Origin of the sequence: Banduia mediterranea, assembly GCF_031846245.1 — a bacterium.
GTDB lineage: Bacteria > Pseudomonadota > Gammaproteobacteria > Nevskiales > Nevskiaceae > Banduia > Banduia mediterranea.
On sequence record NZ_JAVRIC010000008.1, the window covers coordinates 29,537 to 48,754 of the forward strand.

At 64.6% G+C, this 19,218-nt stretch carries 17 protein-coding genes and 1 riboswitch; of the genes, 7 read left to right on the forward strand and 10 right to left on the reverse strand.

Features of this window, described 5'->3' with window-relative positions; genetic code table 11:
* Positions 1-43 precede the first annotated feature (43 nt).
* The 10 genes from secG to carA all read right to left on the reverse strand — a co-directional run bounded on the left by secG (position 44) and on the right by carA (position 11,646).
* Complete coding sequence (gene secG, locus RM530_RS07445) at positions 44-463, reverse strand: preprotein translocase subunit SecG (RefSeq protein ID WP_311364589.1); 420 nt, start codon at positions 461-463, stop codon at positions 44-46.
* Between the two features lie 24 nt (positions 464-487).
* Positions 488-1,249, reverse strand: coding sequence for a triose-phosphate isomerase (gene tpiA / locus RM530_RS07450; RefSeq protein WP_311364590.1), 762 nt, complete (start codon positions 1,247-1,249; stop codon positions 488-490).
* 46 nt (positions 1,250-1,295) lie between these two features.
* Positions 1,296-2,636, reverse strand: a complete 1,341-nt coding sequence (glmM, locus tag RM530_RS07455) for a phosphoglucosamine mutase (RefSeq protein WP_311364591.1) — start codon at positions 2,634-2,636, stop codon at positions 1,296-1,298.
* The gene (gene folP, locus RM530_RS07460) at positions 2,633-3,469 is read right to left on the reverse strand and encodes a dihydropteroate synthase (RefSeq protein ID WP_311364592.1); all 837 of its coding nucleotides are present in this window, start codon (positions 3,467-3,469) and stop codon (positions 2,633-2,635) included. Before folP ends, glmM begins: the two co-directional genes overlap by 4 nt.
* Before the next feature lie 80 nt (positions 3,470-3,549).
* Positions 3,550-5,466 carry an ATP-dependent zinc metalloprotease FtsH gene (gene ftsH / locus RM530_RS07465; RefSeq protein ID WP_311364593.1) on the reverse strand — a complete coding sequence of 639 codons (1,917 nt, stop codon included), beginning with the start codon at positions 5,464-5,466 and terminating at the stop codon, positions 3,550-3,552.
* Positions 5,467-5,604: 138 nt separating this feature from the next.
* Complete coding sequence (rlmE, locus tag RM530_RS07470) at positions 5,605-6,231, reverse strand: 23S rRNA (uridine(2552)-2'-O)-methyltransferase RlmE (RefSeq protein ID WP_311364594.1); 627 nt, start codon at positions 6,229-6,231, stop codon at positions 5,605-5,607.
* Positions 6,232-6,272: 41 nt separating this feature from the next.
* Positions 6,273-6,749, reverse strand: a complete 477-nt coding sequence (gene greA, locus RM530_RS07475) for a transcription elongation factor GreA (protein ID WP_311364595.1) — start codon at positions 6,747-6,749, stop codon at positions 6,273-6,275.
* Between the two features lie 119 nt (positions 6,750-6,868).
* On the reverse strand, positions 6,869-10,090 hold the full coding sequence (gene carB / locus RM530_RS07480; RefSeq protein WP_311364596.1) for a carbamoyl-phosphate synthase large subunit: 3,222 nt from the start codon (positions 10,088-10,090) through the stop codon (positions 6,869-6,871).
* Between the two features lie 3 nt (positions 10,091-10,093).
* On the reverse strand, positions 10,094-10,492 hold the full coding sequence (locus RM530_RS07485; RefSeq protein WP_311364597.1) for a four helix bundle protein: 399 nt from the start codon (positions 10,490-10,492) through the stop codon (positions 10,094-10,096).
* Positions 10,492-11,646, reverse strand: coding sequence for a glutamine-hydrolyzing carbamoyl-phosphate synthase small subunit (gene carA / locus RM530_RS07490; protein WP_311364598.1), 1,155 nt, complete (start codon positions 11,644-11,646; stop codon positions 10,492-10,494). Before carA ends, RM530_RS07485 begins: the two co-directional genes overlap by 1 nt.
* Positions 11,647-12,021: 375 nt before the next feature.
* Positions 12,022-12,239, forward strand: a riboswitch (cobalamin riboswitch).
* A gap of 133 nt (positions 12,240-12,372) precedes the next feature.
* On the opposite strand from carA, the gene btuB reads away from it, so the two are divergent.
* The 7 genes from btuB to cobD are packed head-to-tail and all read left to right on the forward strand — an operon-like array spanning position 12,373 to position 19,186.
* Positions 12,373-14,214 (forward strand): TonB-dependent vitamin B12 receptor, encoded by a 1,842-nt coding sequence (btuB, locus tag RM530_RS07495; RefSeq protein WP_311364599.1) that lies wholly within the window; start codon positions 12,373-12,375, stop codon positions 14,212-14,214.
* A gap of 19 nt (positions 14,215-14,233) precedes the next feature.
* The gene (locus RM530_RS07500; RefSeq protein WP_311364600.1) at positions 14,234-14,803 is read left to right on the forward strand and encodes a hypothetical protein; all 570 of its coding nucleotides are present in this window, start codon (positions 14,234-14,236) and stop codon (positions 14,801-14,803) included.
* A complete protein-coding gene (locus RM530_RS07505; protein WP_311364601.1) occupies positions 14,800-15,381 on the forward strand; it encodes a hypothetical protein in 582 nt (193 codons plus the stop codon). The genes RM530_RS07500 and RM530_RS07505 overlap by 4 nt, the downstream gene beginning before the upstream one ends.
* Complete coding sequence (gene cobO, locus RM530_RS07510; RefSeq protein ID WP_311364602.1) at positions 15,378-15,983, forward strand: cob(I)yrinic acid a,c-diamide adenosyltransferase; 606 nt, start codon at positions 15,378-15,380, stop codon at positions 15,981-15,983. Before RM530_RS07505 ends, cobO begins: the two co-directional genes overlap by 4 nt.
* Positions 15,983-17,266 carry a cobyrinic acid a,c-diamide synthase CobB gene (locus RM530_RS07515; protein ID WP_311364603.1) on the forward strand — a complete coding sequence of 428 codons (1,284 nt, stop codon included), beginning with the start codon at positions 15,983-15,985 and terminating at the stop codon, positions 17,264-17,266. The genes cobO and RM530_RS07515 overlap by 1 nt, the downstream gene beginning before the upstream one ends.
* Positions 17,263-18,198 carry an adenosylcobinamide-phosphate synthase CbiB gene (cbiB, locus tag RM530_RS07520; protein WP_311364604.1) on the forward strand — a complete coding sequence of 312 codons (936 nt, stop codon included), beginning with the start codon at positions 17,263-17,265 and terminating at the stop codon, positions 18,196-18,198. Before RM530_RS07515 ends, cbiB begins: the two co-directional genes overlap by 4 nt.
* Positions 18,191-19,186, forward strand: coding sequence for a threonine-phosphate decarboxylase CobD (gene cobD, locus RM530_RS07525; RefSeq protein WP_311364605.1), 996 nt, complete (start codon positions 18,191-18,193; stop codon positions 19,184-19,186). Before cbiB ends, cobD begins: the two co-directional genes overlap by 8 nt.
* The last annotated feature ends 32 nt before the right edge of the window (positions 19,187-19,218 follow it).

Consider the following 19,218-nt stretch of genomic DNA (forward strand, 5'->3'; position numbering starts at 1 on the left):
CACCGAAAACGGAAGGCCTGCGCGCCGTTTCGCGCCGATTTATTTACTCCGGGATGGCTGGCGACGTCTCGTCGGCCGGTGGCGCCTGAGCATCGCCTTCGGGCGGCACCATTTCCGACGGCCCTTCGGGCGGTTCCGGCGCCGTCATCGGCAGTTCGTCGGTCGGCGGCAAGGTCTGCTGCTGCTCGGCGGCCGGGGCGGCCATACGGTCGACAACGCTGTCGGACAGCGCGCGATCATTGACCAGATAAGCCAAGGCCAGGCTCACCAGCATGAACACCGCCGCCAGGATCCCGGTCGCCCGCGACAGAAACGTGGACGAACCACGGGAACCGAAGACGGTTCCGGAGGCACCCGCGCCGAATGCGGCGCCGGCATCGGCGCCCTTGCCCTGCTGCAACAGCACGAGCGCAATCACGCCAACGGCGACGAGCACCTGAATGATAACCAGAGCGGTATGCATCGAAAGTTTTGAAACCTCAAGATTTTAGGCCGATTGCGCTGCCGCGCAGATCGCATTGAAATCGGCGGCCTTCAGAGAGGCGCCGCCGATGAGACCACCGTCGACGTCCTCGAGGCCGAACAACTCATTGGCGTTGTCCGGCTTCACGCTGCCGCCGTACAGGATACGCACGAGGGCGGCGATTCTAGCATCACGTCCCGCCAGTTGCGCGCGCAGGAAGGCATGAGCGCTCTGAGCCTGCTCGGGACTGGCCGTCTTGCCGGTACCGATTGCCCAGACCGGCTCGTAGGCGATCACCGCCGTCTCGAATGCTGCAATGCCCACGTGGTCGATCACGGCATTCAGCTGGCGCGCAAGAATCGTCTCGGTCTGCCCGCCCTCACGCTCGTCCAGCGACTCGCCGAGACACAGGACCGGGATCAGTCCGTTGTCCTGCGCCAGCCTGAACTTGGCCGCCACGACTTCGTCGGTCTCACCATAAAGTGCGCGACGTTCCGAGTGGCCGACGATGACATGGCTGCACCCCACATCCTTGAGCATGCCGCCGAACAGTTCGCCGGTGAACGCGCCGGGCTTGCCCTGATCCGCCAGATTCTGCGCACCCAGCAGCAGACCGCCGTCGCAAAGCGCGCCCACGGATTCCAGATAGCAGGCTGGCGGACAGACCACGACATCAATCCGGTCATGGCCGGGCATCGCTGCCACCAACCCCTCAAGCAAGCTGGCGTTGCCGGCAAGACTGCCATTCATCTTCCAGTTCCCCGCGACCATTGCGCGTCGGCTCATCGTTCTTCTCCTGTTTCCGGTTACTGATTGCTCATGTCTTGGTGGCTCAGGCGGGCGCTGTGGCGCGTACGCTGTCCGCGATCGCCTCGGCGACCCGCCTGGACAGCGCCTCGTCGTCGGATTCGACCATGACACGGATCAACGGCTCTGTTCCGGACGCACGCAGCAATACGCGCCCACGCACACCCAGTTCCCGTTCGGCGTCCGCCATACTGGCCTGTATCGCCGGCGTGTCCAGCTTGGCGTCGCTACGCTGCGCCAGTTTCACGTTGATCAAGACCTGCGGGAACTGCCGCATTCCGGAGACGATGTCGCCCAGGCTGCGCCCATCCAGCAGGGCCGCCGCAAGCACCTGCAAGGCCGACACGATGCCGTCGCCGGTTCCCGCCTTGTCCAGGCTCAGGATGTGGCCTGAGGTTTCGCCACCGAGACGACCGCCGGTCGCGAGCAGACGTTCAAACACATAGCGATCGCCGACCGCGCTTCGTTCGAAATCCAGCCCCATCGCCCGGATCGCCTGTTCCAGCCCGAGATTGCTCATCACCGTACCGACTACCGGCCCGGTCAAGCCACCGCGAGCGAGCTGATGGCGTGCGATCACGTACAGCATCTGGTCTCCATCCACGGCATTGCCTTGAGCATCGACCATCAGGCAGCGATCGCCATCACCGTCCAGCGCGATCCCCAAGTCGGCGGATTGCTCGACAACGGCGGCCTGCAATTGCCCCAGATGCGTGGAACCGCAGCCGTCATTGATGTTCAATCCATTCGGGCTGACGCCAATCGCCCGGACCTGCGCGCCCAGTTCGGAAAAGACCGACGGCGCAGCACGATAGGCCGCGCCGTTCGCACAATCCAGCACGATCCTCAGACCGCTCATCGACGGCCCGTCATAGCGAGACTTGCAGTACTCGACATAGCGACCGACCGCGTCGTTGAATCTTGAAGCCTTGCCGACCTTCTCGGGTTCGACGCAACCCGGCTCATCATCCAGCAAGGCTTCGATTGCGGCTTCCTGAGCCTCACTGAGCTTGCCACCATCGGCGCCGAAGAACTTCACTCCGTTGTCATAGTGGGGGTTGTGCGATGCCGAAATGACGACGCCCGCCTGAGCACCCACGGCCTTCGTCAGATAGGCGATCGCCGGTGTCGGTAGCGGCCCGAGCAGCCGCACCTGAATCCCGGCGGCCGCCAGGCCCGCCTCCAACGCGGACTCGAACAGATAGCCGGAGCGACGCGTGTCCTTGCCAATCAGCACCGTCGCGCCTTCGCCACGGCCCAGCACGCGCCCGGCAGCCCAACCCAGGCGCAGAGCGAAGGCTGGCGTCATGGGTGCCACACCCACGCGGCCCCGGATTCCATCGGTTCCGAAATATCGACGACTCATGTATTCGGGTTCGCGATCGCGTTGATCACTGTCAGAGCATCCATAGTCTCACGCACGTCATGTGTCCTCACAATGGCCGCGCCCTGCCCGACCGCATGCAGTGCTGCCGCCAAACTCGCAGCCTGCCGCTCGTCGACCGATCGCCCCAGCAGCCGCCCGAACATGGATTTTCGCGAGACGCCGATCAACACTGGAGCAAGCGCGGTAAAGCGGTGAAGCTCCGCCAACAAGGCCAGGTTGTGCCCCAGCGTCTTGCCGAAACCAAAACCTGGATCGACCAGCAGCCTGGCCGGCGCGATGCCGGCCTTGACACAGGCATGGATACGCCGCTCGAGAAAGGTCCGCACTTCGATGACCACGTCATCATATCGAGGCTCGACTTGCATCGTGCGGGGTTCGCCGAGCATGTGCATCAGACACACCGCCGCGCCAGAGTCGCGCGCCACGTCCAGCGCGCCCGGCGATCGCAAGGCATTCACGTCGTTGATGAGCTCCGCTCCGGCCTCACAGGCGGCCCGCATCACCGCCGGCTTCAGCGTATCGATCGACAGCACACAGCGGCTCTCGTGACGCAGCGCGGTGATTACCGGGACCACGCGGCGAATTTCTTCGACAGCGTCGACCGGCTGCGCGCCGGGCCGCGTGGATTCTCCACCGACGTCGATGATGCTGGCGCCGTCGGCGATCATGCCTCGCGCCTGCGCCAAGGCCGCGTCCAAATCAACGTATCGCCCCCCGTCCGAGAACGAGTCCGGCGTGACATTGAGGATGCCCATGACCAAGGGCCGCTCAAGGCTCAGCGCGCGTGTTGGCAGGGAGAGTTCGGAATACATGTCCAGATCGGGAAATGAAAAGGCCGGCGCTGGGCCGGCCCATTCTTGAATGGCACGTCTTGAACGACGCGCTTCCGGCTTCAGGTCTGGCCAGCAGGGCGCATACCCGGCGCGGGTCCGGCGCTGGGCGCCGGCTTGGACGGCGGCTCGTTCGGGCCCGGGTCGGTCCAGCTTTCCGGCGGACCTGGCGGCTCGCCGCGCATGATGCGGGCGATCTGTTCGGAATCGATCGTCTCGTATTTGACCAGCGTTTCGGCCATCGTGTGCAGCTTGTCGAGATTGTCTTCGAGAATCTTGCGCGACCGCGCGAAGTTCGAATCGATGATCTCGCGAATTTCACGATCGATCGAATGCGCCGTTTCGTCGGAGACGTGTTTGGTCTGCGTCACGCTCTTGCCGAGGAAGACCTCGCCATTGTCCTCGGAATACGACAGCGGCCCGAGCCGATCGGACAGGCCCCACTTGGTCACCATGTTGCGGGCGATGTCGGTGGCGCGCTCGATGTCATTGGAGGCGCCGGTCGTCACGTTGTCCATGCCGAAGATGATTTCCTCGGCGAGGCGACCGCCGAACAGCGAGCAGATCTGGCTATTGAGTCGCTGCTTGGAATAGCTGTAGCGATCCTCCAGCGGAAGGAACATGGTCACGCCCAGCGCGCGACCGCGCGGAATGATCGTGACCTTGTAGACCGGATCATGGTCCGGTACCGACAGGCCGACGATCGCGTGACCGGCCTCGTGATAGGCGGTCAGGCGTTTTTCCTTCTCGGACATGACCATCGAACGACGCTCCGCGCCCATCATGATCTTGTCCTTGGCGCGCTCGAAGTCTTCGTGCTCGACCAGACGCTTGTTGGCGCGCGCGGCGAACAGCGCCGCCTCGTTGACGAGATTGGCCAGATCGGCGCCGGAGAATCCTGGGGTGGCGCGCGCGATCACGTCCGGCTTGACGTTGTCGGCCAGAGGCACTGCGCGCATATGCACCTTGATGATCTGCTCACGGCCACGCACATCCGGCAGCGGCACCACGACCTGACGATCGAAACGACCCGGGCGCAGCAAGGCCGGGTCCAGCACGTCCGGGCGGTTGGTGGCGGCGATGACGATCACGCCCTCGCTGCCTTCGAAGCCATCCATTTCCACCAGCAACTGGTTCAGCGTCTGCTCGCGTTCGTCGTGACCGCCCCCCAGGCCGGCCCCGCGATGGCGACCGACCGCGTCGATTTCGTCGATGAAGATGATGCACGGGGCATGCTTCTTCGCCTGCTCGAACATGTCACGAACGCGCGAGGCACCCACGCCCACGAACATCTCCACAAAATCGGAGCCGGAGATCGTGAAGAACGGCACACCGGCTTCGCCAGCGATGGCGCGTGCCAGCAAGGTCTTGCCGGTACCCGGCGAGCCCACCATCAGCACACCACGCGGAATCTTGCCGCCCAGACGCTGGAATTTGGCTGGGTCACGCAGGAAATCGACGAGTTCGGAGACTTCCTGCTTGGCCTCCTCGACACCGGCAACATCATTGAAGGTGATCTTCACCTGATCGGCGTTGAGCATGCGCGCCTTGGACTTGCCGAAGCTCATTGCTCCGCGTCCGCCACCGCCACCCTGCATCTGGCGCATGAAGTAGATCCACACCGCGATCAGCAACAGGATCGGAAACGAACTGATCAGTAGCTGCAGCAACAGCGGCGTGCTCTCCGGCGGCTTTCCGTCGAAGGAAACACTGTTGCGCTTGAGGTCGCCGACCAGGGCCGAAGCGTCGTCCTCTGGGCTGAAGGTGGAGAACTTGGAACCGTCGCGCAGCTGGCCTTCGATGTTGCCATCCTGCCGGATGGACACGCTCTCGACGCTGCCGGACTCGACCTTGGACAGGAAGTCAGAGTAGCGAAGCTGCTGTTGGGGGCTTCCCTGTTCCGAGAAGGTTTTGAACACGCTCATCAGGACGACGAGGATCACCGCCCAAAGCAGCAGGTTCTTAGCAAGATCGTTCAAAGCAATTCCTCACTGGACGGTGCCGGCGATTTCGCGCCTGCCAACACCCGACCGGGCGCACCAATGCGTCCGGACAGCCTGTTTCCGGTCATTCCGACATTACACCCGCGACTGTCGGCCTGCCAATTAATTAAGACATCAGCTTCGATGTGATTTTCCAAACAGATACACTTCCCGGCTTCTCGGTCTTGAAGCTTTTGGCTTTCGAATCATCACCTTATCGAATGATTCGCGAACTTCTTTGAGGTAGGTGTCGAAACCTTCCCCCTGAAACACCTTGGTCAGGAAATTGCCGCCCGGTCGCAAGCGCTCGCGCGCGAACATGAGCGCAAGCTCAGCCAAATGCACCGATCCGACCTGATCCGCCACATCGACTCCACTTAAGTTGGGGGCCATATCCGACAAAACAAGGTCGACCTCGGCATTGCCGAGCAAGGCCTCGAACTCTTGAAGTACGGATTCCTCACGGAAGTCGCCTTGAATGAAATGCACCCCTTCAATCGGCTCGATATCGAGGATGTCCAGCGCAAAGATGCGCGCGCGGTCGCCCAAGCGCCGCCGTGCGTACTGACTCCAGCCGCCGGGTGCAGCGCCCAGATCGACAATCGTCGAACCGGCGCGCAACAGGCCATCTCGTTCGTCCAGTTCGGCCAGCTTATACACCGCACGTGAACGCCAGCCTTCTGCGCGCGCCCGCTGCACGTAGGGATCGGCTTCGTGCTCGGCGAGCCAGCGCTTGGAACTGGCGCTGCGTTTCTTACCCACGCGCAGTCGCAATCGCGGCCCTGAACTGGACCGAATTTGGGCTAGATATACAGAACTTTGACGATTTCAAATTCGCGATCGCCCGCCGGTACCCGCACTGCGACTTCGTCGCCTTCGAACTTACCGATCAGCGCCCGTGCAATCGGCGAATTCACCGAAATCTGACCGCCTTTGATGTCCGCCTCGTCTTCGCCGACGATCTGATAGCGCACTTCGTCGCCGCTGACGATGTCAGCCAGTTCGACGGTGCAGCCGAACACGACCTTGCCGCCCGCATCGAGCTGGGTGACGTCAATGACCTGGGCATTGGAAAGCTTGGCCTCGATTTCCGCGATGCGCCCTTCGGCAAAGGACTGCTGCTCACGTGCGGCGTGATATTCGGCGTTCTCCTTGAGATCGCCGTGTGCGCGCGCCTCCGCGATGGCGGCAATGATCTGCGGCCGCGTCTCGGATTTGAGGACACGAAGTTCTTCGCGGAGCTTTTCGGCCCCACGCAATGTCAGGGGTACTTTCTGCATGATTGAGAGCTTACGGAAATAGTTCGTCGTACGCGAAAAGGAGAGGCCTTGCCGCGATGCGAATCATCAGTTTAACCAAATCGGGCTGAACCCGAGCGATACCGGCGTGTTCGCGCCGGTCAGCCCAGCTGTGAGTGCAGGTCCTGCAAGCGGTTGACCTGCTGCTTGTCCAGGTGCTCCATGGCGATCGCCGCCGCCAGCGAGCCTGCCATCGTCGTGAAATAGCAGATCTTGTGCTGAATCGCGGCAGCACGAATCGATCTGGATTCCTCGATCGACTGCTTGCCTTCGGTGGTGTTGGTGATGAACTGGATCTCGCCGTTCTTGATCATGTCCACGCAATGCGGGCGGCCTTCCTTGACCTTGTTGACCGTCTGGCAGTCGATGCCAGCCGCCACGATGGAATCCGCCGTACCGCGCGTGGCAACGATCCGGAACCCACGGGCCGCCAGCACCCGCGCCAGCTCGATCGCACGCTTCTTGTCCTGATCGCGCACCGACAGGAACGCCGTGCCTTCGGAAGGCACGATCATGCCGACGCCGGCCTGGGCCTTGTTGAAGGCCTCGCCGAAGTGGCTACCCACGCCCATGACTTCACCGGTGGAGCGCATTTCCGGGCCGAGCAGCGCATCCACGCCGGGGAACTTGCCGAATGGGAACACCGATTCCTTCACGGAATAGTGTTTGGGCACGATTTCCTGGGTGATCCCCTGCGAAGCCAGCGACTGACCGACCATGCAGCGCGCCGCGATTTTGGCCAGCGGCCGCCCGGTGGCCTTGGACACGAACGGGCTGGTGCGTGAGGCGCGCGGATTGACCTCCAGCAGATACACCTTGGTGTCCTGCACCGCGAACTGCACGTTCATCAGGCCGCAGACCTCGAGTCCGTGCGCGAGCTTGGTGACTTGGGTACGGATTTCGTCGAGCACCTTCTTCGACAGCGAATAGGCCGGTAGCGAACAGGCCGAATCGCCCGAATGCACGCCAGCCTCCTCGATGTGCTCCATGATGCCGCCGATCACGACGTCCTTGCCATCGGAGAGCGCATCGACATCGACCTCGATCGCATTGTTGAGGAAGCGGTCGAGCAGTACCGGCGATTCGTTGGAAACGTGCACGGCCTCGTTCATGTAGCGCTTGAGGTCATCATCATCGTGAACGATTTCCATGGCGCGGCCGCCGAGCACATAGGAAGGCCTGACCACCAGCGGATAACCGACCTTGGAAGCCAGCGTCAGCGCCTGCTTCTCGGAGGTCGCGGTCGCATTCGGCGGCTGCAACAGACCGAGCTTGTCGACCAGCTTCTGGAAGCGTTCGCGGTCCTCGGCCAGATCGATCGAATCCGGCGTGGTGCCGATGATCGGCGCACCGGCCGCTTCGAGCTGGCGCGACAGCTTCAGCGGCGTCTGCCCGCCGAACTGCACGATCACGCCCTTGGGCTTTTCGAGCTCAATGATCTCGAGCACGTCCTCGGCCGTCAATGGCTCAAAATACAGGCGATCCGACGTATCGTAGTCCGTGGACACGGTTTCCGGATTGCAGTTGATCATGATGGTTTCGTAACCATCATCCTTGAGCGCCAGCGCCGCGTGCACGCAGCAATAGTCGAACTCGATGCCCTGCCCGATGCGGTTCGGCCCGCCGCCGAGCACCACGATCTTGTCGCGGTCCGTCGGCGCGGCTTCGCATTCCTCGTCGTAGCTCGAATACAGGTAGGCGGTCGACGACGGAAATTCGGCGGCGCAGGTGTCCACCCGCTTGTAGACCGGGCGCACGCAGAGCTTACGGCGGCGCGCACGCACCGATTCCTCCTTGACCCGCATCAAGGTGGCGATACGTCGGTCGGAGAAACCCAGGCGCTTGTAGCGACGCAGCACATCAGCCTCGATCTGCGAAATCCGCTGTCCGGCAATCTCGGACTCGACCGAGATCAGTTCCTCGATCTGGTCGAGAAACCACGGGTCGATACGGGTGTAGCGCTGCACTTCGTCCAGCGTGAAACCGGCACGGAAGGCGTCGCCGACGTACCAAAGGCGCTGCGCGCGCGGCGTCGCCAGTTCCTCGCGTATGCGCGTGCGCGTGGCCTCGCTGTCGTAGTCGCCAATCACCGGATCGAAGCCGTCGCTGCCGGTTTCGAGGCTGCGCAAGGCCTTGTGCAGGGATTCCTGGAAATTGCGACCGATCGCCATGGCCTCGCCGACCGACTTCATCTGCGTGGTCAGGCGCGAATCGGCCTGCGGGAATTTTTCGAAGGTGAAGCGCGGCACCTTGGTGACCACGTAGTCGATCGAGGGCTCGAAGGACGCCGGCGTCATGCCGCCGGTGATGTCGTTGCGCAGTTCGTCCAGCGTATAGCCCACCGCCAGCTTGGCCGCGACCTTGGCGATCGGAAAACCGGTGGCCTTGGACGCCAGCGCCGAGGACCGCGACACGCGCGGATTCATTTCGATGACGATGATGCGGCCATCGTCCGGATTGATCGCGAACTGCACATTGGAGCCGCCTGTATCGACCCCGATCTTGCGCAGTACCGCCACCGAGGCGTTGCGCAGCAGCTGGTATTCCTTGTCGGTGAGCGTCTGTGCCGGCGCCACCGTGATCGAATCGCCGGTGTGCACGCCCATCGGATCGAGGTTCTCGATCGAGCAGACGATGATGCAATTGTCCTTGTGGTCGCGAACCACCTCCATCTCGAACTCTTTCCAGCCGAGCAGGGATTCCTCGATCAGGACTTCATCGGTCGGCGACAGATCGAGGCCGCGCAGCACGATTTCCTCGAATTCCTCGACGTTGTATGCGATGCCGCCGCCGGAACCGCCCATCGTGAAACTGGGCCGGATGATGACCGGAAAGCCGATGTCGGCCTGAATCTGCCGCGCCTGTTCCATGGAATGCGCGACCGCCGAACGGGCCGAGCCGAGTCCGATCTCGGTCATCGCATCGCGAAACTTCTCGCGATCCTCCGCCAGATCGATCGCCTCTTCATTGGCGCCGATCAGTTCCACACCATACTTCTCCAGCACACCGTGCTTGGCCAGGTCCAGCGCGCAGTTGAGCGCGGTCTGCCCGCCCATCGTCGGCAGCACCGCGTCCGGGCGCTCCTTGTCGATGATGCGTTCCAGCGTCTGCCAGCGGATCGGCTCGATATAGGTCGCGTCGGCCATTTCCGGGTCAGTCATGATCGTCGCCGGATTGGAGTTGACGAGAATGACCCGGTACCCCTCCTCGCGCAGCGCCTTGCAGGCCTGGGCACCGGAATAGTCGAACTCGCAGGCCTGGCCGATAACGATGGGGCCGGCGCCGATGATGAGGATGCTTTGGATGTCGGTGCGTTTGGGCATTTTTTACTGCTCGGGACCCGGGCTTCCGTATCCGGAAGTCGATTTGTGTTCCAGCGCGCGGTGCAATTTGGACAGCATCTGACTCACTCGCTCACACAGATCAAGAGCGCCCCGCGCAAGGTCAGCCTGACCGAATCCGAGTTCCTGCGCCAAAAGCAGCTGAGTCTGCTGCTCTGCGGTCGATCCCGCAGCGATTGCAATAAAACGTGCGTAATCGCGCGGGGTGTGTCGAGCATTCCCTTCAGCAATATTGGAGGGAACGGATACTGCGGCGCGCCGAATCTGCGCGGTCAGACCGAAGCGCTCATCGCGCGGAAAGCCTGCGCTGAGCTGATAAACCGCCTTCGTCAGATCCATCGCCAACCGCCATACCTCAAGTTCGCGAAAATGCGACGCTGCCATCAGCTTTTCCCGGGTTCCGGCTTGCCGGCTTCCATCAACTGGATGAACCGGTCGAACAGATAGCCGACATCGTGCGGGCCGGGGCTGGCTTCGGGATGCCCTTGGAAGCTGAAGGCCGGCGCGTTGCTCAGGGCCAGGCCCTGATTCGAGCCATCGAACAGCGAGCGATGCGTGATCGTCACATCGTCGGGCAGGCTCGCCTCGTCGACCGCGAAGCCGTGGTTCTGGCTGGTGATCAGCACGCGACCGGATTCGAGATCCTGCACCGGGTGATTGGCACCGTGATGGCCGAATTTCATCTTCGACGTTTTCCCGCCGGCGGCCAGGCCGAGGATCTGGTGGCCGAGACAGATGCCGAACAAGGGCAGCTGTTTCTTGATGAAATAGCGGGCAGCGTCGATGGCGTAGTCGCAGGGCTCCGGATCGCCGGGGCCATTGGACAGGAACACGCCGTCCGGCTTGCGCCGCATCACGTCGGCAGCGCGGGTCCTCGCCGGCACCACGGTGACACGGCAGCCGCGGTCCACGAACATCCGCAGGATGTTGGTCTTGACGCCGAAATCGTAGGCCACGACGTGAAAACGGCCGTCACCCGATTCGGCGTCCTCGTCGGTTTCAAGGCGCCACGTGCTGCGATCCCAGACGTAGGCCTTGTCGGTGCTGGCAAGCTGCGCCAGATCCTTGCCCTTGAGGCCGCCCCAGGCCTGCGCCTTTTTCAAGGCCGCGGCCTCGGAAATGCGTCCGCCGGCGACGATGCAGCCGTTCTGGGCACCCTTTTCGCGCAGGATGCGTGTCAGCCGACGCGTGTCGATCCCGGCGATCGCCACCACGTTCTGCTGCTTCAGGTATTCGCTGAAATCCAGAGTCGATCGCCAGCTGCTGTGCGGGCGCGGCACTTCGCGCACAACCAGGCCGGCGATCTGAACGCGGCCCGATTCGGCGTCCAGGTCATTGCTGCCGACGTTGCCGATATGCGGGTAGGTCAGCGTGACGATCTGTTCGAGATAGGAAGCGTCGGTGAGGATCTCCTGGTAGCCGGTCATCGCCGTGTTGAACACGACTTCGCCAACCGTCTGCCCCGTCACACCAATGGAAACGCCTTTGAAAACAGATCCATCGGCAAGTGCGAGTAAGGCCGGTTTAAGCGAGGGCATCGACGCCAGGTCCAATCCAATTTTCAGAGTGTGGATACGACTCGGGGGCCGCAAGACGACCCCCGAGTCCAACCGGGCGCGAATGATAAGCGCGGCGTCCCGGTGCGTAAAGGGAAAGTCCCGATGAACCGCCCGATTCAGCTTCGGGCCGGACCAGGCTCAGCCGCGTCGCCACTGGTGGAAGCGCTCCAGCCAAGGCAGAACCGGTTCCGGCTGATGCGCGCGCTTCCAGTTGCCGGCCGCGTACTCGTTCGACCGGGTCGTGCGGTTCGATTTCGCATCCGGGTCTGGGCGCTGTGTCCGTCACACCTCGGTGGATGTCAGTCCGGTCTCGGCATGAAGGCCCACTCTTGCCGGCAATGGTGCGACTGCGTACGATCCCGGCCAGTTTCAGGTGTCCCGCGTCGAATCCTTCGACACGGGGTGAAACGGGAAGCCGGTGCGTGAACCACTTCGGTGGAACCACTATTCCGGCGCTGCCCCCGCAACGGTAAACGAGCGGATGTGACTTGCAGCCACTGTGCTTCGGCATGGGAAGGCGTCACCTCCAAACACTCGTGAGCCCGGAGACCGGCCTGAAACCAGCGAATGGCTCGCGGTGGGCGTGGCCGGTCAAGGTTGGCTGCCGCCGTGCGTGCACCCACCGAGCCCGAAATCCTGCCCATCCCTGTCGTTCTCGGACCACTTGCGCCGTCGCGTGGGGCGATCGGCAGGGAGACTACAAAAATGCAGTATCGATTCAAGGCAGCGAGCTTCGCGCTGTTCATCGCCGGTCCCGTACTGGCCCAGGCTGCCACCGCACCCGAACTGTCCGACAACATCGAACTCGACCCGGTCACGGTCACCGCGACCCGCACCGACGCCGTGCTCAGCGATTCGCTGGCGCCGGTCACCGTCATCACCCGCACCGAGATCGAACGCCTGCAACCGCAGGATGTCACCGACCTGTTCGCCGGCCTGCCGGGCATTTCCATCGCCAACAACGGTGGTCCCGGCAAATCCACCTCGATCTTCATGCGCGGCACTGAATCCGACCACCTGCTGGTGCTGATCGACGGCATCAAGGTCGGCTCTGCCACCTCCGGCGGCTTCGCGATCCAGGACCTTCCGCTCGAGCAGATCGAGCGCATCGAAATCGTGCGCGGCCCGCGCTCCAGCCTCTACGGCTCCGAGGCGATCGGCGGCGTCATCCAGATCTTCACACGCCGCGGCGGCGGCCGCGACGGCCACCCGGTCGCCAGCTTCGCCGTCGGCGGCGGCAGCCATGACAGCCTGCGTGGGGAATTCGGCATTCGCGGCGACGTCGGCCGCGGCGGTTGGTATGCCGCCAGCCTCTCCGGCCGCGATACCGACGGCATCAACACCCGTCCCAGCGTCGGCGAACCGGACAAGGACGGCTACGAGAACATCGCAGGCTCGCTGCGCGCCGGCTGGCGCTTCGACAACGGCACCGACCTCTCCGCCACGTATCTGCGCGCGGACAGCGAAAACGAATTCGACGGCAGCTACCAGGATTTTTCGGACAACCGCCAGCAGGCCTTCGGCGCGGACCTGCGCTTTTCGCCGCTGACCGTCTGGAAGGTCTCGCTGCACGCCGGCCAGAGCCGCGACGAGGCCGACAACTACAAGGCCGACACCTATTTGAGCAGCTTCGAAACCCGGCGCAGTTACTATGCCTGGCAGAACGACCTGCAAGTCGCGGCCACCCAACTGCTCAGCCTCGGCCTGGACTACCAGGACGACGAAGTCGACGGCACCACCGAATACGCGGTCGACTCGCGCGACAACACCGGCGGCTATCTCCAGTACCAGGGCGACTTCGGCCGTCACGAGCTGCAGGCCAGCCTGCGCCACGACGACAACGAACAATTCGGCAACAACGAGACCGGCTCTGTCGCCTGGGGCTTTCACCTGCTGCCTGCGCTGCGTCTCAATGCCAGCTACGGCACCGCCTTCAAGGCGCCGACTTTCAACGAACTGTATTTCCCCGGCTACGGTAACGCCGGACTTTCGCCCGAAAAATCGAAGAGCGTCGAGTTGGGTCTGGGCGGCATGATCGCCAGTATCGACTGGCGGCTCGATGCCTACCGCACCGAGCTGGACGATCTGATCGCCTACGACTCCGCCAGCGAATCGCCCGGCAACGTCGACAAGGCAGTGATTCACGGTGCCGAACTGCAACTCAGCACGCTGCTGGCCGGCGTGCGCAGCCGCGCCTACCTGAGCTGGATGGACCCGGAGAACCGCGCCGACGGCGCCAGCCACGGCAACACCCTGCCGCGCCGCGCCGAACGGACCGCCCGCCTGGACCTGGATTACGATCTCGGCCGCGCCAGCCTCGGCGCCACCGTCAACGCCACCGGCAAGCGCTACGACGACCTCGCCAACAGCACCGAACTCGGCGGCTACACCACCCTGGCACTGCGCCTCGGCTGGCAGCTGCTGCCGTGCTGGCGCGTGCAGGCCTCGGCCAACAACGTGTTCGACAAGGACTACGAAACCGCCGCCACTTATGCCCAGGAGGGCGCCACCTACTACCTCGGCCTGCGCTATACGCCGGATCTGTAGACCCACGGAGGGTTTTGAAATGACGACATCACCCCTGTCCCGCCGCGCACAAGTCGGCGCTTTCGCCGTACTGACCGTGCTCATGGCGGCCACGCGCTTCCATCACTTCGTCCCGGTGCCGGACGGTTCCTGGGCGATATTCTTCGCCGGCGGCTTCTACCTCGCCGGCGCCAGCCGCTGGGCCTTCCCGCTGTTGATGATCGAGGCGGTACTGGTCGACTACTGGGCGATCCACTACGCCGGCATCAGCGATTTCTGCGTAACCGGTGCCTATGGGTTCCTGGTTCCGACGCACGCTGTGCTCTGGTTCGGCGGCCGGCTGCTGCGCGGCGCAGCGCTGAACCGTGTCGGGCTGCTCAAGCTGGTCGCTTGCAGTTTCATCGCCACCAGCCTCGCCTACTGGATCTCCAACACCTCGTTCTACTGGCTGGGCGGCCGCTATGCCGAACCGAATCTCGCCCAGTACCTTGAACGCTTCTTCATGTACTACGGGCATTTCCTGTTCGTCACCATGAGCTATATCGCTTTCGCCGCGGTGGTCCACCTCAGTGTGGTCATCGGCCTGCGCCCCTCGGAGTCGCGCACATGAGCTTTCCCGGCCTTCGCCATCAATGGATCATCGCCGCGCTGCTGGCGGCGCTGATGCTGCTCACGCGCGGCGAGCACTTCGTCAGCGTGCACGCCCTGCCCAGCGCGTCCTGGGCGGTGTTGTTTCTGGCGGGCTTCTACCTGCGCCCGTTCTGGGCCGTGCCGGCGTTTTTCGCGCTCGGTTTGCTGATCGATCTCGGCTCGCTGGCCGCGGGCACGATCAGCGACTGGTGCCTGTCGCCGGCCTACTGGGCGCTGCTGCCGGCCTACACCGCACTGTGGGGCGGCGGCCGGCTGCTGCGCCGCCATAGCCAGGGGCGCGCCGGCGATCTGCTGGTGCTGGCCCTGGCCCTGGCGGGCTCGGCCTTCATCGCTTACCTGTGTTCCGGAGGCGGCTTCTACTTCTTCTCCGGCCATTACGAAGACAGCAGTCTCGCCGGGTTCGGCGAACGCATCCTGCGCTACTACCCGGGCAAGCTCCTGCATCTGAGCGCCTATGTCGGCCTGGCCGCAGTCGCGGACGTCGCGCTGCGGCTCGCCAGGGCGGAAGCGCACAAACAGCGCACCGCCGCAGGATGAGCGAAGACACGCCGGCGACGCGCCACCGCGCGCGCATGCAGCGCAAGAAGTCGGTGGTGGACGAACGCATCGACGCGGCGCAGACCGAACGCGGCGTGCTGCTGGTGCTCACCGGCAACGGCAAGGGCAAGAGTTCCTCGGCCTTCGGCATGGTCGCACGCAGTCTCGGTCACGGCCTGCGCGTGGGCGTGGTGCAGTTCATCAAGGGCCGCTTTTCCACGGGCGAGGAAGCCTTCTTCCGCCGTTTCGACATGGTCGAATACCACGTCATGGGCGAGGGCTATACCTGGGAAACGCAGGACCGCGAGCGCGACACCCGCGCCGCGCGCGCTGCCTGGGACGTGGCCTGCGGCATGCTGGCGCGGTCGGAACTCGATCTGGTGGTGCTCGACGAACTGTGCATCGCGCTCAAATACCACTATCTCGACGTGAACGAGGTCGTGGCGGCCTTGCAGGCGCGCCCGCCGCGCCAGCACGCCGTGGTCACCGGCCGCGCGGCACCGCCGGCGCTGATCGAGGCCGCCGATACCGTCACCGAAATGCAGGTGGTCAAGCACGCCTTTCAGGCCGGGATACGCGCACAAAAAGGTGTGGAGCTGTAGTGCCCGCCTGCCGCGCCCTGCTGATATCCGCCCCGGCATCCGGCCAGGGCAAGACCACCGTCACCGCCGCGCTGGCGCGCCGCGCGCGGCGGCAGGGTCTGCGCGTGCGCGCGTTCAAGACCGGGCCGGACTTCATCGACCCGATGATTCTGCAACAGGCCAGCGGCGCCACGGTCCATCAACTGGACCTGTGGATGTGCGGCGAGGCGCAGTGCCGCCGCCTGCTGGCCGAGGCCGCCGCCGACGCGGACCTGCTGCTGATCGAAGGCGTGATGGGCCTCTACGACGGCAATCCGTCGAGCGCCGATCTGGCCCAGCGCTTCGGCATTCCGATACTCGCGGTGATCGACGGCTCCGCCATGGCCCAGACCTTCGGCGCGCTGGCCACGGGGCTGGCGCGCTATCGCGACCATCTGCCGTTTCACGGTGTGCTGGCGAATCGCGTGGGCAGCGCCAGACACGCCGAAATGCTGCGCGACAGTCTGCCACCGGAGCTGCACTTTCTCGGCGCCTTGCCGCGCTCCGCCGACTTCGCGCTGCCCGAACGGCATCTCGGACTGAGGCAGGCGGCGGAAATCCGGGACCTCGATTCGCGGCTCGACCGGGTCGCGGACGCGCTCGGCGAGACGCTGAGCTTCGACGCCATCATCCCGGTCGCCTTCGAACCTGAGCCGGAGCCCAGGCTCGAACGCCGGCTTGCCGGCCGCCGCATCGCAGTCGCGCAAGACGCCGCGTTCTCGTTTCTCTACGCGGCCAACCTCGACACGCTGCGCGCGCTCGGTGCTGTACTGCGCTTCTTCTCGCCACTGGCCGACGAGGCCCTGCCGGATGCGGACGCCGTCTACCTGCCCGGCGGCTACCCCGAACTGCACGCCGGCACCATTGCCGCCAATGCCGGAATGCGCGAGGCATTGCACGCCTTCGACGCCGCCGGCAAGCCGATCCTCGCCGAGTGCGGCGGCATGATGAGCCTGTTCGAAACCCTGAGCGATGGCGACGGACAAACGCATCGCATGTTCGGTCTGCTGCCGGGCGCCACCACGATGCAGGCGCGCCTGCAAGCCCTCGGTCTGCAAGCCGTGGACCTCGGCGCCGGCGAGCTGCGCGGCCACAGCTTTCACTATTCCAGCCTCGACACGCCGCTGAGTCCGATCGCCCGCGCGCACAATCCCAACGGCCGGCACTCCGAAGAAGCCGTCTACCGACGAGGTCGCCTCACCGCCTCCTACGTGCACCTGTATTTCGCCTCGAATCCGCACACCTGCGCGGCGCTGTTCGCATGAGCCTGGTCTTGACCATGAGCCTCGCCGTGGTCATCGACGGCCTGCTTGGCGAACCGCGACGTTGGCATCCCCTGGTCGGTTTCGGCCGCGTCGCATCGGCACTGGAACACCGACTGGCTCGACCGCAGACCGGTGCGCCCGAACAGAGGCTTCGCGGCACGCTGGCCGCCGTGCTGGCCATCGCCCCGGCGGTCATGGCCTGTTTCGCTCTGCGTATGAGCCTCGCGACCGGCGCCTACGCCGGCCTCGCCTTCGACGTGCTGATGCTGTGGCTGGCCCTGGGTCAGCGCAGCCTGCGCGATCACGCGCTGGCCGTCCGCGAGGCCCTGAGACGGGACGATCTCGACGGTGCCCGCCATGCCGTCGGCCGCATCGTCAGCCGCGACTGCACCCAACTCGACGCCGTCGGCGTCTCCCGCGCCACCGTCGAATCCGTGCTCGAAAACGGCAGCGACGCGGTGTTCGGCGCGCTGTTCTGGTTTGCCATCGCCGGCAGCCCCGGCGTAATCGCCTACCGCCTGTGCAACACCCTGGACGCGATGTGGGGCTACCGAACGCCACGCCATGTGTACTTCGGCCGCTTCGCCGCACGCCTCGATGATCTGATGAATTTTATCCCGGCCCGTCTGACGGCGCTGAGCTACGCCCTGCTCGGCCGCACCGGCAGTGCGCTGCGCTGCTGGCGTACGCAGGCGCGACACTGGGAATCCCCGAACGCCGGCCCGGTGATGGCGGCCGGTGCCGGCGCCCTGCTGGTGCAGCTCGGCGGACCGGCGCGATATCACGGCGAACCACGATTCAGGCCGATGCTCGGCACCGGTGCGATCCCGCAAGTCGGCGACATCGACCGCAGCCTGCGTCTCGTCCACGGCAGCGTCGTCCTGTGGCTGGCCTGCCTTTGGCTGCTCGCGCGGTGGTCCGGCCATGCTTGAGCACGGTGGACGCTTGCGCCGGGCGGCGCACGACTTCGGCATTCCGGTCGAACCCTGGCTCGATCTTTCGACCGGCATTTCGCCGCACAGCTGGGCCGTGGAACGCGCCTTCGACATTCCCCCGCAAAGCTGGTCGCGTCTGCCGGAAGACGAAGACGGCCTCGCCGAGGCCGCGCAGGACCACTACGGCGCCGCCGCGCTGCCGGTCGCCGGTTCCCAGGCCGCGATCCAGGCGCTGCCCGGTCTGCGTGCACCGTGCCGTGTCGCCGTGCTGGCCCCGACCTACGCCGAACACGAACAGGCTTGGCGCCGCGCCGGCCACGCGCTTGCGACCGTGACGATCGAACAACTTGAGACAGGCATCGACTGCGTCGATGTCCTCGTCGTCGTCAATCCCAACAACCCGGACGGTCGCCACATTGCCCCCTCGCGACTGCGGGACTGGCATGCGCGACTGAGCGCACGCGGCGGCTGGCTGATCGTCGACGAGGCCTTTGTCGACGCCACACCGGAACTGAGCATCGCGGGTCCGCAACTGCCGGACGGCTTGATCGTGCTGCGCTCGCTGGGCAAGTTCTTCGGCCTGGCCGGCGCACGCGTCGGCTTCGTGCTCGCCGCGCCCGCGCTACGGGTGGTGTTGGCGGAAGCGCTAGGCCCGTGGACGCTCAGTGGGCCGTCACGAGTCCTGGCTAGCGCCGCACTGCGCGATCGGCAGTGGCGACGGGCGCAGCGTCAACGTCTGGCTTGGGACAGCGCGCGCTTGCGGGATTTATTGGGAAACTACGGGCTTGTTGCCGCCGGTGGCACCGCGCTGTTCCAGTGGGTTCCGACGGGCGATGCCGATGCCATCGCGCTGGCCCTGGCTCGCTCGGGAATACTGGTGCGGCGGTTTTCGGGACTGGGATTGCGGTTTGGCTTGCCGGGGCTTGATGATGACTGGCGGCGTTTGGGTTTGGCGCTGGCGGGCTTGCGGAGGTCAGCGGCGTGAACGCTTCTCGGACCATTGGGCTTGAAGCCTCG

Excerpts from the sequence above, each read along its gene's own strand:
- RM530_RS07485 (WP_311364597.1), bottom strand. The coding sequence starts at position 10,492 with ATGGCAGCGTCGCATTTTCGCGAACTTGAGGTATGGCGGTTGGCGATG.
- cobO (WP_311364602.1), top strand. The coding sequence starts at position 15,378 with ATGAGCGAAGACACGCCGGCGACGCGCCACCGCGCGCGCATGCAGCGC.
- folP (WP_311364592.1), bottom strand. The coding sequence starts at position 3,469 with ATGTATTCCGAACTCTCCCTGCCAACACGCGCGCTGAGCCTTGAGCGG.
- glmM (WP_311364591.1), bottom strand. The coding sequence starts at position 2,636 with ATGAGTCGTCGATATTTCGGAACCGATGGAATCCGGGGCCGCGTGGGT.
- cbiB (WP_311364604.1), top strand. The coding sequence starts at position 17,263 with ATGAGCCTGGTCTTGACCATGAGCCTCGCCGTGGTCATCGACGGCCTG.
- secG (WP_311364589.1), bottom strand. The coding sequence starts at position 463 with ATGCATACCGCTCTGGTTATCATTCAGGTGCTCGTCGCCGTTGGCGTG.
- carA (WP_311364598.1), bottom strand. The coding sequence starts at position 11,646 with ATGCCCTCGCTTAAACCGGCCTTACTCGCACTTGCCGATGGATCTGTT.
- tpiA (WP_311364590.1), bottom strand. The coding sequence starts at position 1,249 with ATGAGCCGACGCGCAATGGTCGCGGGGAACTGGAAGATGAATGGCAGT.
- greA (WP_311364595.1), bottom strand. The coding sequence starts at position 6,749 with ATGCAGAAAGTACCCCTGACATTGCGTGGGGCCGAAAAGCTCCGCGAA.
- RM530_RS07505 (WP_311364601.1), top strand. The coding sequence starts at position 14,800 with ATGAGCTTTCCCGGCCTTCGCCATCAATGGATCATCGCCGCGCTGCTG.
- btuB (WP_311364599.1), top strand. The coding sequence starts at position 12,373 with ATGCAGTATCGATTCAAGGCAGCGAGCTTCGCGCTGTTCATCGCCGGT.
- cobD (WP_311364605.1), top strand. The coding sequence starts at position 18,191 with ATGCTTGAGCACGGTGGACGCTTGCGCCGGGCGGCGCACGACTTCGGC.
- RM530_RS07500 (WP_311364600.1), top strand. The coding sequence starts at position 14,234 with ATGACGACATCACCCCTGTCCCGCCGCGCACAAGTCGGCGCTTTCGCC.
- carB (WP_311364596.1), bottom strand. The coding sequence starts at position 10,090 with ATGCCCAAACGCACCGACATCCAAAGCATCCTCATCATCGGCGCCGGC.